This is a genomic window from Rathayibacter sp. PhB1, assembly GCF_004362935.1.
GTDB classification, from domain to species: Bacteria; Actinomycetota; Actinomycetes; order Actinomycetales; family Microbacteriaceae; genus Rathayibacter; species Rathayibacter festucae.
Genome location: NZ_SNYD01000002.1, coordinates 220,886 through 237,050, shown reverse-complemented (window position 1 = coordinate 237,050; position 16,165 = coordinate 220,886). Strand labels below are relative to the sequence as shown.

Below are 16,165 nucleotides of genomic sequence, written 5' to 3'. Positions count from 1 at the left end.
TCGGGGAGGTGCGCCGTCTACTTCGAGGACGACAGGGCGTCGGCGCCGCCGACGATCTCGGCGATCTGCTGCGTGATCTCGGTCTGGCGCGCGTTGTTGGCGAGCCGGGTGTACGTCTTGATGAGGGTGTCGGCGTTGTCGCTGGCCGACTTCATCGCCTTCTGGCGCGCCGCGTGCTCGGAGGCCGCCGACTGCAGCATCGCGTTGAAGATGCGGCTCTCGACGTAGACCGGCAGGAGGCGGTCGAGGACCGTCTCGGGGTCGGGCTCGAACTCGTAGAGCGGGTACAGATCGGTGTTCTGATCCTCGGCGCCCTCGACGACCTCGAGCGGCAGGAGCCGGACGACGGTCGGCTGCTGGGTGACCATGCTGACGAAGCGGTTGTACACGAGGTGGATCTCGTCCACTCCGCCCTCTTCGTCGTCGAGGTTGTAGGAGTCGACGACCGCGTCGGCGATCTCCTTCGCCGTCTCGAACACCGGCTGGTCGGTGCCGCCCGTCCAGATGCGGACGCTCGGACGCCGGCGGAACGAGAAGTACGCGTTCGCCTTGCGGCCGACCAGGTAGAAGACGACCTCCTTGCCCTCGCTGCGCAGCAGCGAGGCCAGCTCCTCCGCCTCCTTGAGCACGCTCGAGGAGAACGCGCCGGCGAGGCCGCGGTCGGAGGTGAAGATCACGATCGCGGCCGTGTCGAGCTTCTCGCGCTCGGTCGTGAGCGGGTGCTCGACGTTCGAGTAGGTCGCGACGGCCGACACGGCGCGCGTGATGGCGTTCGAGTACGGCGCCGCGGCGGCGACGCGGTTCTGCGCCTTCTGGATGCGCGAGGCCGAGATCAGCTCCATGGCGCGGGTGATCTTCTTGGTCGTCTGGGCCGAGCGGATCTTCGACCGGTAGACCCGGAGTTGCGCTCCCATGTGTCTCCTGTTGTCCTTCTCTGAATCGTCAGGGGGCCGCTGTTAGCGACGGCCCTTGACGATCTTCTCCTGGCCGACCTCGTCGGCCGAGATCGCCTTGTGCTCCTCGCGCCCGACCGAGGCGAGCGGCTTGCCCTCACCGGTCTGGAACTCGAGCTTGAAGCCGTCGACGGCACGGTGCAGCTCGGCGACGGTGTCGTCGGAGAGCACGTTGGTGTCGCGCAGCGTGGAGAGGACCTGCGTGTTGCGGCCCAGGTAGTCGAGCAGCTCGCGCTCGAAGCGCAGCACGTCGGGGACGGGCACCTCGTCGAGCTTGCCGTTCGTTCCGGCCCAGATCGAGACGACCTGCTCCTCGACGGGGTACGGCGAGTACTGCGGCTGCTTGAGCAGCTCCGTCAGGCGCGCGCCGCGGGCGAGCTGACGACGCGAGGCGGCGTCGAGGTCCGAGGCGAACATCGCGAAGGCCTCGAGCGAGCGGTACTGCGCCAGCTCGAGCTTCAGCGTTCCGGAGACCTTCTTGATCGACTTGACCTGGGCGTCACCGCCGACTCGCGAGACCGAGATGCCCACGTCGACCGCCGGACGCTGGTTGGCATTGAAGAGGTCGGACTGGAGGAAGATCTGGCCGTCGGTGATCGAGATCACGTTGGTCGGGATGTACGCCGAGACGTCGTTCGCCTTGGTCTCGATGATCGGGAGACCCGTCATCGAGCCGGCGCCGAGCTCGTCGGACAGCTTCGCGCAGCGCTCCAGCAGGCGGGAGTGCAGGTAGAAGACGTCCCCGGGGTACGCCTCGCGTCCCGGCGGGCGGCGCAGGAGGAGCGACACGGCGCGGTAGGCCTCGGCCTGCTTCGACAGGTCGTCGAAGATGATCAGGACGTGCTTGCCGCCGTACATCCAGTGCTGGCCGATGGCCGAGCCGGTGTAGGGGGCGAGGTACTTGAAGCCGGCGGGGTCCGAGGCGGGGGACGCGACGATCGTCGTGTACTCCATCGCTCCTACGTCCTCGAGCGCGCCCTTCACCGAGGCGATGGTCGAGCCCTTCTGGCCGATGGCGACGTAGATGCAGCGGACCTGCTTGTTCGTGTCGCCGGACTCCCAGTTGGCCTTCTGGTTGATGATCGTGTCGATCGCGATGGCCGTCTTGCCGGTCTGGCGGTCGCCGATGATGAGCTGGCGCTGGCCGCGGCCGACGGGGATCATCGCGTCGATGGCCTTGATGCCGGTCTGCAGCGGCTCGTGGACCGACTTGCGCGACATGACGCCGGGGGCCTGGAGCTCGAGGGCGCGGCGGCCCTCCGAGGCGATGTCGCCGAGTCCGTCGATCGGGTTGCCGAGCGGGTCGACGACGCGGCCGAGGTAGCCGTCGCCGACGGGGACGGAGAGGACCTCGCCGGTGCGGGTGACCTCCATGCCCTCCTCGATGCCGGAGAACTCGCCGAGGACGACGACGCCGATCTCGTTCTCGTCGAGGTTCTGGGCGAGGCCCAGCACGCCGTTGGAGAAGCGGATCAGCTCGTTCGCCATGACGCCGGGGAGTCCCTCGACGTGGGCGATGCCGTCGGCGGCGTCGATGACGTAGCCGACCTCGGTGGTGGACGCCTTGCCCGGCTCGTACGACGAGACGAAGTCCTTCAGCGCGTCGCGGATCTCATCCGGGCTGATGGTGATATCTGCCATGGGAATTCCTATTCGTTGGGTCCGTGCGAGCCGAAGCGGTCGTCGGGGCCTGACCTGGGTGGTGCGGAGGTCGGAGGCGGCGCGAGCCGCTCCCTGAGGATACGTGCGTCCGTCAGGACGCGAGCTGGAGCTTCAGGTCGGACAGCCGCGCCGAGACGGTGCCGTCGATGACCTCGTCGCCGACGTGCAGTCGCATGCCGCCCAGGAGGGAGGGGTCGACCAGGACGTTGACGGAGACCGGGCGGCCGTACTGGCGCGTGAGCGCCGAGCGGAGCCGGTCGAGCTGCTCGGGGTGCAGCGGAGCCGCGACCGAGACCGTGGCGATGGTGAAGCCGCCCTGGTCCGCGACGACGCCCGCCGCTAAGCGGACGAGCTCGGGGATGCGGCGACCGCGCGGGTGCGCGATCAGCTGGCGGAGGATGGCGAGGGTCTCCGCGGAGGCCTTGCCCTCGAGGAGGCGCTGCACGAGCGCGACCTTCGAGTCCGCCGCGGCGAGCTTGCTGCCGAGCGCGAGCTCGAGCTGAGCATCCGACGCCACGACGGCGCCGAAGGTCTGCAGCTCGGTCTCGAGCGAGACGCCCTCCGGGGTGGCGGACGCGATCGCACGGACCCCGACCTCCTCGATCCCGGCGATCAGATCGCTCGGGCTCGACCAGCGGTGGCCGACGACGACGGTGAGCAGGCGCTTGGCCGGCTCGCCGAAGGGTGCGAACACCCGGGCGACGAGGGCCTGCCTGCTGCCCGCGTCGGTGCTCGGGTCGGAGAGGACCGTGCGCAGCTGCGCCTGCCCGTCGATGACCCGGGCCGCCTCGAAGAGCTGCTGGGCGGTGTCGAGGGACGCCTGGCCGCCGAGGGCGGAGAGCTCCGCCTTCGCCGACGCGAGTGCCTGCCTGGACGCGCTGCCCATCAGCTGTTCGCCTTCTCCGAGGCCTCGAGGTCGGCGAGGAAGCGGTCCACGATCGCGGACGCCTTCGCGTCGTCGTTGAGGCTCTCGCCGATGACGCCGGAGGCGAGATCGATGGCGAGGGTTCCGACTTCGGAGCGCAGAGCGACGACGGCCGACTGGCGGTCCGCCTCGATCTGGGCGTGCGCGTTCTGGAGGATGCGCTCGGCCTCGACCTGCGCCTGCTCCTTCTTCGCCGCCACGATCGCGTTGCCGTCGGCGTTCGCCTTCTCGCGGATCACTCCGGCCTCGGCGCGGGCCTCGGCCAGCTGAGCGGTGTACTTCTCGAGTGCGATCTCAGCCTGTCGCTGGGCCTCGTCGGCCTTCGCGATGTTCCCCTCGATCGCGGCGGAGCGCGCGTCGAGCATCGTCTGGATGCGCGGCAGGACCAGCCTCCAGAAGAAGAACAGCAGGATGAGGAAGATCACCCCCGACCAGAAGAAGTCGTAGAACTCCGGGATCAGAATGACCGCGGGGACGTCACCTTCTTCCGCAGCGATGTTCACAGCGGTGCTGAACACGACTACGCCGCGAAGATGAAGTAGGTGGCGAGACCGATGAGCGCGAGCACCTCGGTGAACGCGATGCCGAGGAACATCGTGGTCTGGAGGCGGCCGGCCATCTCGGGCTGGCGCGCCATGGCCTCGACGGTCTTGCCCGCGACGATGCCGACACCGATGCCGGGGCCGATCGCTGCGAGGCCGTAACCGACCGTCGCGATGTTGCCGGTGAGTTCGGCGAGAACGGTGACTGAGTCCACGAGTGGGTCCTTTCAGTGGGGTGATCGTGTGAACGGGCGGGAGCCCGTGAGTAGTGGGGTCAGTGCTCCTCGGCGACGGCCAACTGGATGTAGACCGCAGCGAGGAGAGTGAAGATGTAGGCCTGCAGCACCGCGACCAGCAGCTCGAAGAGCGTGAAGGCGCCGCCGAAGGCGAAGGTCACGACACCGAAGAGCTTGAAGCCCGGGTCGATCTGCGAGCTGAAGAGGAAGAACTGCGTGGCCGAGAAGCACAGCACCAGGAGGAGGTGCCCGACGATCATGTTCATCACGAGCCGCAGCGCGAGCGAGAGCGGACGGATGATGAACGTCTGCAGCAGCTCGATCGGCGTGAGGATGAAGTAGATCAGGAACGGGGCTCCGGGCGGGAAGAGGGCGTTCTTGAAGAAGCCCATCCCCCGGTCCTTGATGCCGGCGTAGATGAAGGTGACGTACGCGACCAGGCCGAGGAAGAGGGGCATGCCCACGACCGACGTTCCCGCGATGTTCAGGAACGGGACGATGCCGGTGAGGTTCATCGCGATGATCGCGAAGAAGATCGTCACCAGGATCGGCAGGAAGCGGCGCGCGTCCTTCTCGCCGAGGATGTCCTTCGCGATCGTCACGCGGACGAAGTCGAAGGCCATCTCCACGACGCTCTGGAAGCGGCCCGGGACGATGCGCATCTTGCGCGTCCCGAGGTAGAAGAACAGCATCAGTGCGATGACCGCGATGAAGCGGACCAGCATGACGCGGTTGATCTCGAAAGGGGTTCCCTCGAAGAGGAAACCGGGCGGGAAGAACTCGGAGATCGACGGGGTGTGGAAGTCACTCTCACCGGTCGAGGACGAGACCAACAGGGTCACAGCGTTAGCAAACAGCGCTAGCTCCTGGAATTCGGGGCGTGGCACGTGGCAGACGAACGACGTGAATCGTTCGGACGCAACGCTCTCGCGACGACGAAAGGTGGGGTATTCCGCTCGGACGGCGTTCGCACTCGGCGGTCGACATCAACGATGAGACGACCTGAGGACGGGCACACGTCGCCTGCGGGGATTGGACCCTACTGTAGCAACAGAACGGCCTGAGAGCCGAATCGTGATCCTCTCAGACGCCACTCGGGGCGCGCTCATCGGGCGATGTCGCTGACGTTCGCCATGCGCGAGCGCGAGACGACGAGCACATCGATGACGAGCGAGCCGAGGACCGCCGCGATGATCGTGACGAACATCGCGGTGCTGTTCAGCCACGGCTGGTCGCGCAGCACGAGGGCCGCGATCACGAAGAGGACGAACTTGGCGAGCCAGGTGCCGAGCACCACGGCGAAGAAGCCGCCGATGTCCATCCGGTTGGCGACGAGGATGCTGGCGGCGGTGAGCGCCACCATGACCCCGCCGACGACGGCGCCGATCAGGGCGCCGACGGCGCCCTCCCCGCCGGCGGCGAGGAATCCGACGATCGCGCCGACGACGGCCAGAGCGAGGACGAAGACGCCGCCGACGGCGAGCGTGCGCCGGAGGACGGGCACCGAGGCGGGCTGGGGGCGGGGGGCGGCCGGGGAGGCTCCGGTCATGATGCTTCTTTCCGCGCCTGATGCGGCGCTGTCGTGTCGCGACCGAGCGGCAGGCCGATCGGCGAACGGCTCGTGTCCGTCTCGGACGCGCGGTCGAGGGGGTCGAGGACGGGGGACGCCTCCGCCGACTGCGCCGCCGCCTCGAGCCGCTTGCGGCGGCTGAGCGGGAGGAGCGTGACGACGGTGCAGACGAGCAGCCCGATCGCGAGGAAGGCGAGCGGCACCCAGAGCACGTCGACGACGAACATCAGCAGGCAGCTGAAGGCGACGACGGCCGTCCAGGCGTAGAAGATCAGCACGGCGTGCAGGTGCGAGTGCCCCATGTCGAGCAGCCGGTGGTGCAGGTGCTTGCGGTCGGCGCTGAACGGCGACTTGCCCGCGCGCAGCCGCCGGATCACCGCGAGGCCGAAGTCCATCAGCGGGACGACGAGGATGGCGAACGGCAGGATGATCGGGATGAACGCGGGCAGCAGCTCCTTCGCCGCGAGCTGCGAGGGGTCGATCTGCCCCGTGACGGCGATGGCCGAGGTCGCCATCAGCATGCCGACGAGCAGCGCTCCCCCGTCGCCCATGAACATCTTCGCCGGGCGCCAGTTGATCGGCAGGAAGCCCGCGCAGGCGCCGACGAGGACGACCGCGATCAGCGAGGCCAGGTTGAAGTAGTCGGTGGGCGACGTCTGCTGCACCAGCAGGTAGCTGTAGAGGAAGAACACGCCGTTGGCGATCAGCGCGACGCCGGCGACGAGGCCGTCGAGGCCGTCGATGAAGTTCAGCGCGTTGGTCACGAGCACGATCGCGAGCACGGTGATGATCAGCGACATCCAGGGCGAGCCGACGGTGAGGCCGCCGATCGGCAGCGAGACGATCTGCACGCCCTTCCAGGCGATCAGGCCCGCGGCGATCATCTGCCCGGCGAGCTTCGTCGTCCAGTCCAGGTCCCAGATGTCGTCGGCCACGCCGATCAGGACGATCAGGAGGCTCGCGCCGAGGATCGCGAGGATCGGCTCGGGGTTGGCGAACACCAGCCGGAAGTAGGGCAGCTGCGAGGCGATGCCGAAGCCGACGAGGATCCCGAGGAACATGGCGATGCCGCCGAGGCGCGGGGTCGGCCGGGTGTGCATGTCGCGCACCCGGATCGCCGGGTAGAGCCGGTACCGCAGGCTGAGCTTCCAGATGACCCACGACAGCCCGCAGGTCACGACCGCGACCGCGAGCGAGACCAGGACGAAGGTGATCATCGGCTACTCACCCGGGGTGGAGTCGGGGCGCGCGGTGCCGCTCGCCGCCGGCTCGTCCTGCACCTGAGCGCGCGACGCCCAGTCCGGTCGCGCCGTGGGAGCGGGCTGCTCCTCGGCGGCGACGGGCTCGTCGTCCTCGACGGTCGGGTCGCTGAGCTCGGTGGAGGCGTCGTAGGACGCGACCGGCGCGGGGGCCTCGGGCTCCTCGGCCGTGGCGACGCCGTCGAGGAGGAGGTCGCCGACGACCTCGCGGATGCTCTCGGCCGAGACGACGCCCTGGCGGAGGATGCGCAGGGTGCCGCCCTCGAAGCTGAGCGCGGTCGCGTCGACGATGGTGGAGGACTCGCTCGCGCCGACCGGCCGGTCGCTGTAGCGGCTCCCGGCGGTGCCCGCGTCGAGGTAGACGTCGACGGAGTCGCCGAGCTGGTCGAGCGCCTCCTGGGCGGTGGTGGCGGACGGGCGGCCGGTGCGGTTGGCCGAGGAGACCGCGAGCGGCCCCGTCTCGGCGAGGAGCTCGAGGGTGACCGGATTGTCGGGCATCCGGAGGGCGACGGTGCCCCGAGTCTCGCCCAGGTCCCAGACGAGGGAGGGCTGCGCGTGCAGCACGATCGTGAGCCCACCCGGCCAGAAGGCCTTCGCCAGCTCGCGGACGGCCTCGGGCACGTTCTCCGCGAGGGCGTCGAGCGCGGCCACATCGCCGATCAGCACGGGCGGCGGCGACTGGCGGGTGCGCCCCTTCGCGTCGAGCAGGCGCTGCACCGCCGCGGCGTCGAAGGCGTTGGCCGCGATCCCGTAGACCGTGTCGGTCGGCAGGACGACGAGCTCGCCCCGGCCGATCGCGGTGCGCGCGAGACGGGTGCCGGTCAGGAGGTCCGTGTCGACGGAGCAGTCGTAGATGCGTGACATAACGCCGCAATGATACGGGACCACCGGCGGCGACCACCCGGAGGGCGCGCGCCGCTCCGGCGGACGGCTCCTGCACCGAGGGACCGCGCCGAGAGGGGGCCCGCTGCAGGCGACCAGGCGATCCGCGCCCCGGGACGCGCCACGCGAGGCGATGTGGAACGGGGGCGTCCTACCGTGTCCCGGCGGCTCGCCTGCCGTCGTGATCCCCGATCGGGAGGCACCCTCGATGGACCGGACGTCCTGCCGCGCGCCGGAGTCCGGGGCTCTCCGCCCCGGAGCTCGATGATCCTCCGCGTCGCCGCACTGCTGCGCTCTCCGACAGCGCGGAGCTCCTCGAACGCCGCCCTCGAACGGCTCGTCTCCCGCGGCACGAGCGCGGTCGTCGGCCTCGTCGTCGCCGTCCACGTGTCGCCCGCGGAAGCAGGCGTCTACGCGATGGCGTTCCTCGCGCTCTCCCTCCTGCAGGAGATCGGGGAGAACACGGTGCGCCCGCTCGGCGTCGCGATGTGGCGGAGGGAGGGGGGCGCGCGCCAGCTCCGGCGCGCCGCCACCGTCGTCTCCGTCGGCGGGGCGACGGCGATGGCGGTCGCGATCGGTCTGCTCTGGGCCCTGTCGGCGGCGTCCGCCGCGCACGCCGTCGCCCTCCTGCCGTTCGTCGCCGTCGCGGCACTCCACGGAGCGATCCTGCCCGCACTGACCCGGGCGCAGTACGAGGGACGATGGGCCTCGATCGCGCGGGGCCAGGCCATCGGCAGCATCGCCTCGATCGTCGTCTGCGTCCCACTCGCTCCCGTGCTCGGCATCGCGGCCGGATCGCTCCAGACCGGGGTGACCGAGGGGATGCTCCTCCTGCTGCTCTCGAGACGGGGGACGCTGCCGACTCCCGACCTGCCACGTCGGCCGATGCTCAGGGACTACGTGATCCCCACCCTGCAGAGCAACGTCTTCGGCTGGTTGCAGGGCCAGTCCGAGCGGATCGTCCTCTCCGCTCTCGGCGGAGCCACGACACTCGGGCTCTACTCGATCGCGAGTCAGATCGCGCGCGCCGTCTCGGACGCCGTCGTCCTCGGACTCACCAACGTCCTCCGCGCCCGGGTGGCCAACTCCCGGACGGACGAGGAGCGGCGCGCCGTGCTCCGCTCCGTGATGACGCAGGCAGCGGTCGGCGCCCTGGTCGTCCAGGCGACGATGGTCGCCCTGGATCTCCTCGTCCTCGGCCGCGTCCTCGACTCCTCCTGGCATCCCGCCCTGCTGATCGTGCCGATCCTCTCCATCTCCTCCGCGCCGATCGCCTGCATGTGGTGCGCCTCCTCGTTCCTGATCGTGCAGGGCCGCGCGAGCGTGCTCGTGCCGTGGCACTGGATCGGCGTCGCTCTCAGCGTCGGAGCCGGATTCGCCGTCGCCGCCGATCTGCTCGCGGGCGCGTGCGCCGCCGTTCTCCGCGACGCCGTCGCCCTCGCCGGTCGCCTGCCGCACGTCGGGCAGGACATCGGCCGCGCCGGCCTCCTCCGCGTCTCCGGCTGCCTCGCGGCCGGCGTGCTCATCGGCGCCGCAGGCTTCTGCGCCGCGCTCCTCCCCTACAGCTGACCACCCGTGCCCCGACCCCCCCGACCTCTGAGGCGACCCGCCATGACACCACCTCCCACCGGCTCGCACCGGCGATCGCTCGCGCGGTCTCCACGACGACTGCCGCCACCGCCCGGTCAGCCGGAGTCCGCGCGCCCGGGCCGAGCGCCCGCGCAGCGCTCGAACGCCGTCTGGCTTCCCGCCCTGGCGGTCCTCCTGCTCGGCGCCGCGGTGGTCGCGGTCGTCACCGGCGAGCTCCGGATCCCGGCGCTCGCCGCCGCGGCGGCCTGCGTGCTGATCGTCGCCCGACTGCTCTCGCCGGCCGCCGCACTGACGCTCGTCCTCGTCCTCTACGCGGTCGTCCCGTTCGACTACCTGGCGCTGCCCGCGCCGTTCCAGGTCCTCAGTCCGATCATCGTCCTCGCGGCACTGCTGGCAGTCGCCACCGGAGCTCCACCACCGCGCTGGCTCCGCAGAACCCGACTGGTGGCGCCCATCGCGTTCACGGTCTACGCACTGGTCATCCCCGTCCTCCGGCCGCAGGGGCAGATCGAGACGATCGCCTCGTGGACGGCCGTCGTCGTCATCGCGCTGATCGCCCTTCCGCTGTGGATGAGCGACCCCTCGGTCTTCCGGCCGCTGACCACCGCCCTCCTCCTGGTTTCGATCGCCCTCGCGATCGTCGGGACGGTCGAGTCCACGACCCGGTCGAACCTCTACGCCGAGATCTTCGCCTCCGCCCCGTTCCCGCTCACGCAGGAGTGGAGCGTGTACCGGATCCTGACGACGCTCGGGCACCCGCTGGTGAACGGCACCTTCTTCGCCTCGGTCGGGTCCCTCGCGTTCGGGCTCTTCCTGAAGGGCAGACGACCGGGTGCCCTCCTCGGCTTCGCGGCCTGCTGCGCAGGGGTGCTGCTCTCCGGATCGCGCAGCGCCGTGATCGCGATCGCGGTCGGCGTCCTGGTGGCGGGCGGCGTGACCCTCTTCCGCCTCACGGGGAGCCGCCTCGTCAGACTGATCCTCGCGTTCGCCCCTCTCCTCGTGATCGTGTCGACCGTGGGCGCTCAGGCCTTCGACTCCCGCTCCGAGACGGAGGAGGGCGCACGGTCCGCGGACGTCCGCGACCTGGTCCTCCGGATCGGTCTGAAGGTGCTGCCGACGGAGTCGGGCGTCTTCGGCTCCGGCGGAGGACTGTCGGGCGTCGTCTTCGCGCAGAACGGCGGGGGGACCTACGTCCTCGAGAGCAGCCTGTGGCAGACGGTCTTCAGCTACGGGCTCATCGGCACGACGCTCCTGCTGGCCCACCTCCTGATCGTCCTGATCTGCTCGATCGCACGGGGTGCGGTGGCCGGTCCCGCGATGCTGGTCGCCTACCTGGTGGCGGCGTCGGCCTTCAACCTCCTCGAGTCGGCGCCGGCCGCTCTGATCATCCCGGCGCTCGCCCTCCTGCTGACCATCGCGGAGGCCCGGTCGGAACCGGCACCGCCGCGCGCACTCCCATCCGTCCCTCTGCGCCGCGTCCGCCCCGGCGAGCGCTCCTCGAGCAGCACGCACCCTCGCCGTTCCAACAGTGCAGGACAGGCGCCTCGGAGCAGCCGGACCGGCGACGATCGGGTCGTTCCGGCCGCGACGCGCCAGGAGCACCGGAGACCGCGCCTCACCCCGCAGGGGCGGCGAGCGTCTTGGTAGCGTCCCCCGAGCCGCTGGACACCCCGTCCCCGGCGGACACCGAGGAGTGCTGATGACATCGACGCGGCGCTGGCTGGTCGCCACGACGGAGTACGCCGGGCTGACGCCCTACACCGGTGGCATCGGGCGCGGTTTCGCCTCGCTGCTGCCGGCGCTCGTGAGAGCAGGCGTCGAGGTCGACCTCGTCGTCCTCTCCTGCGACCCGCCACTCGACGGCTTCGATCCCGAGGGCGTGCGGATCCTCGAGTACGTCCGCCTGCGCCGCCGGCCCGCCATCGGCCGGCTCCTGCAGCGGGCGCTCCACCTGCGCGCGCTCGTCCGCCGCACCCGCTACGACGCGATCTTCCTCGCCGAGTGGGAAGGCCTGGGCGCGCTGCTCCCGCGGCACGCCCCGCTCGTGACGAACCTCGCGACCGGCTACCGCATCGCGGACTGGATCGCGGGCGGGTCGGCGAGAGGGCGCACCCTCCGCACGCGCCTGCTGATCGGGCTCCAGAAACGCCTCGAGACCCGCCAGATGAGACGGTCGCGCGGACTCGTCCCGATCTCCCGCGCGGTCCGGGACTGGTACTCGACGCGGATCCCCGAGCTTCCGCCCTCGGTCGTCGTCCGCAACTGCATCGACGTGCCGACGGTGCAGCGGAGCGCGCGGTCCGGCGACCTCCCGGAGGGCTGGCCGCCGGGCCCGGGTCCCGTGGTGCTCTTCCTCAGCCGCATCGAGCGGCGCAAGGGCGTCGAGACCGCGATGCACGCCTTCGAGACACTGGCCCGGACCCGTCCGGACGTCTCCTTCGTCTTCGCGGGAGCCTTCTGCTTCCTCGAGCCGACGGAGGCCGAGCTCCTCGGCATGGTCGCCGACGAGCACCGCGACAGGTTCACGTTCCTCGGCCACGTCGGCGGTGACGAGGTGTTCGCCGCGATCAGGGCCGCCTCCGTGGTGACCTGTCCCTCGCGCTGGGAGGGCTTCGGGAACGCGGCGCTCGAGGTCAAGGCGGTGGGAACCCCGCTCGTCGCCACCACCGGCAGCGGCTTCGACGACTTCTGCGAAGACGGCGTGGATGCGCTGATGGTGCCTCGGGACGACCGCTCGGCGCTCAGCGAGGCGATCGGACGACTGCTCGATGAGCCGGAGCTCAGGGAGCGCCTCACCGATCGCGCGGCGCGCGGGATCCACGCCTTCACCGCGGACGCGGTGGCACCGGACCTGCTCGCGGCCGCCCAGCAGTTGCTCGAGGGCGACGGCCGGACGATCGGCGGGGCGACGGCCTCGAGCGAGCATCGATGACCCGCCCGAGCACGGCGCGTCCCCGCTCGGTCACGATCGGCGTCCCGGTCTACGGGGTCTCCGCGTACGTGGAGCGCTGCCTCTCCTCGATCTGGGCGCTCGCGCTGCCGCCCGGATGCGCGGTGGAGGTGATCATCGTGGACGACGCGAGCCCCGACGACTCGATGGTGAAGGTCCGCGCGTCGATCGCGGACGCGCCTGGGTCGTTCTCGGTGCTGGTGGTGACGCACGAGTCGAATCTTGGGCTCGCCGAGGTGCGGAACACGATCCTCGAGCACGCCGCCGGAGACGCGCTCTGGTTCGTCGACTCCGACGACCACGTCCATCCCGGCATGCTCGCCGCGATGGTCGACGCGATGTCCGGCGAGGTGGACGTCGTCGTGACCGGCCTGATCGCCGTCGGCGAGTCGGGCGAGCGGCTGCCCGTCGGAGCGATGCCGTACACCGGGCACCGCCTCTGGACGGGATGCGACGCCGCGGTCGAGCTCTTCGAGTTCCGGCTCTGGGCCTTCCTCTGGAACAAGCTCGTCCGACGCGAGCTCTACGACGGCCTCCGCTTCCCCGGCTCCCGCTCCTACGAGGACACGGCACTCATGGCCGTCCTGCTCGCCCGTGCGCGCACGGTCTCGTTCGTCGATCGCGAGCTCTACGTCTACTCCGTCCGCCCCGGCGCGATCACGGACGGCCTGCGGGTCGACCTCCTGGACCTCTCGAGGAACGTCCGCCACGTCGTGCGCCTGCTCGAGGCGGACTTCCCCCGACTCGCCGCGCACCCCTCGGTCAGCTCCTACACGGCGCGGGTCGCCCACCTGTCGGCGCTGCACCACGTCGCCGAGCACCCGTCCGCGGGCGACGTCGGCAGCACGATCGAGCGGGAGGTCAAGGCCGACGTCCGAGCGAGCGACGTCCTCCGCACCGTCCGAGACGGGCACCTCGCCGTCGCAGGCGCACTCGCCCTCATCGCCGTGTCGCCGAGCACCTACGTCGGTCTGCGCCGCCGGTCGGCGATGACGTGCATCCTGCGCCACCTGCGTCGATTCCGGCGCGTCTGACGCGGTCCGAGCGGCGCTGCGCGCCAGTTCCCCGACGAACACGTCCCTCCGGGTCGACGCTCGGTCCCACGCGAATAGCGTCCCCGCCATGCCAAGATCCCTCGCCGTCATCGGCACGCGCGGCTACCCCAGCTACTACGGCGGCTTCGAGACCGCGGTCCGCCGGCTCGCCCCCCACCTCGTCGACGCGGGCTGGGACGTCACCGTCTACGGGCGCCCCGGAGCGACCGTCGACGACGCCGAGAGCCGGGACCCGCGCGTCCGCACCGTCGTCACCTCCGGCTGGGACTCCCGGTCGCTGAGCACGCTGAGCCACGGGCTGAGCGCGACCCGCGACGCGGTGCGACGCGCCCCCGATGTCGCACTCGTCATGAACGCCGCGAACGGCCTCTTCCTCCCGCTGCTCGAGCGAGCCGGCATCCCCACCCTCGTCAACGTGGACGGCATGGAGTGGGAGCGGGAGAAGTGGGGGCCTCTCGCGCGATCCGTCTTCCGGAGGGGCGCGCGGATGACCGCGGCGCACGCCACCGAGCTCGCCTTCGACTCGCACGAGATCGCCCGGCGCTGGGGCACCGACTTCCAGCGCGACGGCGTCTTCCTGCCCTACGGCGGCGACGTCCCGCCGGCCCTGCCCGTCGAGCCCGGGCTCCGGCACCGGTCGTACGCCCTCCTCGTCTCGCGGTTCGTTCCCGAGAACACCGTCGAGGAGTTCTTCGCCGCCGCTCCCGCGATCGCGCGCACCCACGACGTCGTCATCGTCGGCTCCACCGGCTGCGGCGGCGCGCTGGATCAGCGGGCCGCTCGCCTGGCGGCGTCCCACGAGCGCATCCACCACCTCGGTCACCTCCGCGACGACGCCCGGCTCTTCTCGCTCTGGCAGCACGCCGGCGCCTACTTCCACGGTCACAGCGTCGGCGGCACCAACCCCGCGCTGGTCCAGGCCATGGCCTGCGGCGCTCCGACCGTCGCCCGCGACACCGTCTACAACCGCGAGGTGCTCGGGGACGCCGGCGTGTTCGTCGCACCCGACGCCCCGTCGATCGCCGCGGCCGTGCGGCGGATGCTCCTCTCCCCCGACGAGCAGTGCGCCGCGAGCGACGCGGCCCGCGAGCGCGCCCGCGAGCACTACACCTGGGAAGCGGTCTGCACCGCCTACGAGGAGACCCTCGCCGGGCTGGTGGACGGCGCCTCGGCACGGTCGCCGCGCCCGCGCGCCCACCGCCGCCCGCTGGTGAGCCGGTGAGCGGGTCCGTCGGCCGACGACGCCGTCCCCGCCTTCCGGCTGCGGCGTCCTGCCCGCGGACGGTCCTGTTCCTCCATCCCTCCGACGAGACCTACGGCGCCGATCGGGTCCTCCTCGAGGCGCTGCGAGCGGTCCCCGAGGACGTGACGGCCGAGGTCTGGCTCCCGGACGACCTGGACTACCCGGCTCGCCCCCTCACCCGCCTGCTCGAGGAACGCGGTGTCACCGTGCGCCGCATGCCGCTGCCGGTGCTCCGGCGCGCCTACCTCCATCCGCGCCACCTCCTCTCCTTCCTGCGGCGGACCGCAGCGACCGGCCGGGCGATCCGCGAGCTCGATCCGGCACTCGTCTACGTGAACACCGCCGCGCTCGCGCTCGTGCTGCCCGTCGCCCGCCTCCTCGGTGCACCGACCCTCCTGCACCTGCACGAGCACAGTCGAGGGATCGAGCGGTGGGTCCTCTGCCTGCTGTTCCGCGCAGCGGACCGCCTCGTCGTCGTGAGCCGAGCGGTCGCGGACACGCTGACCGCCTCGAACCGGAGACGGTCGACCGTCGTCCACAACGGATTCGAGAGCGCGCCGCCGGTCCCGCTCCCGCAGGGAGACGAACTCGTCTTCGTCCTGGCGAGCCGGTGGAACGCATGGAAGGGCCACGAGCACTTCCTCCGGGCGTGGAGCCGCCTCGAGCGCCGGGACGTGCGGCTGATCGTCCTCGGCGGGCCTCCGGTCTGCGGGGCCGGAGTCGACGTCCCCGCCATCGTGGCGGGCATGCGGAACGGCGAGTCCGTCGAGGTGCGAGGCGAGTGCGAGGACGTGCGGCAAGTGCTCGACGCGGCTCATGTCGTCGTCGTGCCGAGCACGTCGCCCGATCCCCTGCCGACGATCGCCCTGGAGGCCGCCGCAGCCGGACGAGCAGCACTCGTCAGCCGCTCAGGCGGGCTCCCCGAGATCGTGCTGGACGGAGTGACCGGGCGCACGCTCACGCCCGGCGCGGTGGAGGAGTGGGTCGCGGTCCTCGAGGGGCTGGATCGTGCTGCCGTGGAGTCGTTCGGCCGGGCTGCGCACGAGCACTCCCGGGCGGCGTTCTCGCGGACCGAGTTCGTGCGCCGCATCGGCGAGGAGCTCCGGGCGATGCTGCGATGACGCCGCCGAGACGTGCACTCGTCGTCGCGAGCCCGTACTCCGAGGGGGCGGCCAGGGCTCTGATCGCCGGCGCGGCGTCCCGCCGGGCTCTGGCCGCGGAAATCCTTCCGCGGACGAGGCTGGTCGCTCTCGCCGCGTCGCTCCCCCTCCCGTCCGCTGCAGCCCGCACGACCTTCG

General features: G+C 71.1%; 15 protein-coding genes. 6 read left to right on the top strand and 9 right to left on the bottom strand.

Features of this window, described 5'->3' with window-relative positions; all coding sequences use genetic code 11:
• Positions 1–17: 17 nt before the first annotated feature.
• The 9 genes from EDF17_RS05270 to EDF17_RS05230 all read right to left on the bottom strand — a co-directional run bounded on the left by EDF17_RS05270 (position 18) and on the right by EDF17_RS05230 (position 8,011).
• A complete protein-coding gene (locus EDF17_RS05270) occupies positions 18–914 on the bottom strand; it encodes a F0F1 ATP synthase subunit gamma (RefSeq protein ID WP_123445506.1) in 897 nt (298 codons plus the stop codon).
• A 42-nt stretch (positions 915–956) separates the two neighbouring features.
• Positions 957–2,594 (bottom strand): F0F1 ATP synthase subunit alpha, encoded by a 1,638-nt coding sequence (gene atpA, locus EDF17_RS05265; protein ID WP_123445505.1) that lies wholly within the window; start codon positions 2,592–2,594, stop codon positions 957–959.
• Between the two features lie 112 nt (positions 2,595–2,706).
• Positions 2,707–3,501 (bottom strand): F0F1 ATP synthase subunit delta, encoded by a 795-nt coding sequence (locus EDF17_RS05260; protein ID WP_123445504.1) that lies wholly within the window; start codon positions 3,499–3,501, stop codon positions 2,707–2,709.
• Complete coding sequence (locus tag EDF17_RS05255; RefSeq protein ID WP_243582674.1) at positions 3,501–4,058, bottom strand: F0F1 ATP synthase subunit B; 558 nt, start codon at positions 4,056–4,058, stop codon at positions 3,501–3,503. Before EDF17_RS05255 ends, EDF17_RS05260 begins: the two co-directional genes overlap by 1 nt.
• A gap of 2 nt (positions 4,059–4,060) precedes the next feature.
• Positions 4,061–4,297, bottom strand: coding sequence for an ATP synthase F0 subunit C (locus EDF17_RS05250; RefSeq protein WP_055794702.1), 237 nt, complete (start codon positions 4,295–4,297; stop codon positions 4,061–4,063).
• Positions 4,298–4,356: 59 nt separating this feature from the next.
• Complete coding sequence (atpB, locus tag EDF17_RS05245; RefSeq protein WP_123445503.1) at positions 4,357–5,160, bottom strand: F0F1 ATP synthase subunit A; 804 nt, start codon at positions 5,158–5,160, stop codon at positions 4,357–4,359.
• Positions 5,161–5,423: 263 nt separating this feature from the next.
• The gene (locus EDF17_RS05240; protein ID WP_123445502.1) at positions 5,424–5,867 is read right to left on the bottom strand and encodes a hypothetical protein; all 444 of its coding nucleotides are present in this window, start codon (positions 5,865–5,867) and stop codon (positions 5,424–5,426) included.
• Positions 5,864–7,105 carry an MraY family glycosyltransferase gene (locus EDF17_RS05235; RefSeq protein ID WP_123445501.1) on the bottom strand — a complete coding sequence of 414 codons (1,242 nt, stop codon included), beginning with the start codon at positions 7,103–7,105 and terminating at the stop codon, positions 5,864–5,866. The genes EDF17_RS05240 and EDF17_RS05235 overlap by 4 nt, the downstream gene beginning before the upstream one ends.
• Positions 7,106–7,108: 3 nt before the next feature.
• Positions 7,109–8,011, bottom strand: coding sequence for an L-threonylcarbamoyladenylate synthase (locus tag EDF17_RS05230; protein ID WP_123445500.1), 903 nt, complete (start codon positions 8,009–8,011; stop codon positions 7,109–7,111).
• A gap of 282 nt (positions 8,012–8,293) precedes the next feature.
• Between EDF17_RS05230 and EDF17_RS05225 the strand changes: the two genes are divergently transcribed.
• The 6 genes from EDF17_RS05225 (at position 8,294) to EDF17_RS05200 (ending at position 15,988) form a co-directional block, all read left to right on the top strand.
• Positions 8,294–9,598 carry an oligosaccharide flippase family protein gene (locus EDF17_RS05225; protein WP_166649607.1) on the top strand — a complete coding sequence of 435 codons (1,305 nt, stop codon included), beginning with the start codon at positions 8,294–8,296 and terminating at the stop codon, positions 9,596–9,598.
• Between the two features lie 42 nt (positions 9,599–9,640).
• Positions 9,641–11,266: an O-antigen ligase family protein gene (locus EDF17_RS05220; RefSeq protein ID WP_133671911.1), complete on the top strand. Its 1,626-nt coding sequence runs from the start codon at positions 9,641–9,643 to the stop codon at positions 11,264–11,266.
• Between the two features lie 52 nt (positions 11,267–11,318).
• Entirely contained in the window at positions 11,319–12,551 is a 1,233-nt protein-coding gene (locus tag EDF17_RS05215; protein WP_123445497.1) for a glycosyltransferase family 4 protein, read from the top strand.
• Positions 12,548–13,603 carry a glycosyltransferase family 2 protein gene (locus EDF17_RS05210; protein ID WP_123445496.1) on the top strand — a complete coding sequence of 352 codons (1,056 nt, stop codon included), beginning with the start codon at positions 12,548–12,550 and terminating at the stop codon, positions 13,601–13,603. The genes EDF17_RS05215 and EDF17_RS05210 overlap by 4 nt, the downstream gene beginning before the upstream one ends.
• An 88-nt stretch (positions 13,604–13,691) precedes the next feature.
• Positions 13,692–14,846 carry a glycosyltransferase gene (locus EDF17_RS05205; RefSeq protein WP_123445495.1) on the top strand — a complete coding sequence of 385 codons (1,155 nt, stop codon included), beginning with the start codon at positions 13,692–13,694 and terminating at the stop codon, positions 14,844–14,846.
• Positions 14,843–15,988: a glycosyltransferase family 4 protein gene (locus EDF17_RS05200; RefSeq protein ID WP_123445494.1), complete on the top strand. Its 1,146-nt coding sequence runs from the start codon at positions 14,843–14,845 to the stop codon at positions 15,986–15,988. The genes EDF17_RS05205 and EDF17_RS05200 overlap by 4 nt, the downstream gene beginning before the upstream one ends.
• The last annotated feature ends 177 nt before the right edge of the window (positions 15,989–16,165 follow it).

Coding starts and splice junctions, on each gene's coding strand:
- EDF17_RS05270 (WP_123445506.1), bottom strand. CDS start 914: ATGGGAGCGCAACTCCGGGTCTACCGGTCGAAGATCCGCTCGGCCCAG.
- atpA (WP_123445505.1), bottom strand. CDS start 2,594: ATGGCAGATATCACCATCAGCCCGGATGAGATCCGCGACGCGCTGAAG.
- EDF17_RS05260 (WP_123445504.1), bottom strand. CDS start 3,501: ATGGGCAGCGCGTCCAGGCAGGCACTCGCGTCGGCGAAGGCGGAGCTC.
- EDF17_RS05240 (WP_123445502.1), bottom strand. CDS start 5,867: ATGACCGGAGCCTCCCCGGCCGCCCCCCGCCCCCAGCCCGCCTCGGTG.
- EDF17_RS05235 (WP_123445501.1), bottom strand. CDS start 7,105: ATGATCACCTTCGTCCTGGTCTCGCTCGCGGTCGCGGTCGTGACCTGC.
- EDF17_RS05230 (WP_123445500.1), bottom strand. CDS start 8,011: ATGTCACGCATCTACGACTGCTCCGTCGACACGGACCTCCTGACCGGC.
- EDF17_RS05225 (WP_166649607.1), top strand. CDS start 8,294: ATGATCCTCCGCGTCGCCGCACTGCTGCGCTCTCCGACAGCGCGGAGC.
- EDF17_RS05220 (WP_133671911.1), top strand. CDS start 9,641: ATGACACCACCTCCCACCGGCTCGCACCGGCGATCGCTCGCGCGGTCT.
- EDF17_RS05215 (WP_123445497.1), top strand. CDS start 11,319: ATGACATCGACGCGGCGCTGGCTGGTCGCCACGACGGAGTACGCCGGG.
- EDF17_RS05210 (WP_123445496.1), top strand. CDS start 12,548: ATGACCCGCCCGAGCACGGCGCGTCCCCGCTCGGTCACGATCGGCGTC.
- EDF17_RS05205 (WP_123445495.1), top strand. CDS start 13,692: ATGCCAAGATCCCTCGCCGTCATCGGCACGCGCGGCTACCCCAGCTAC.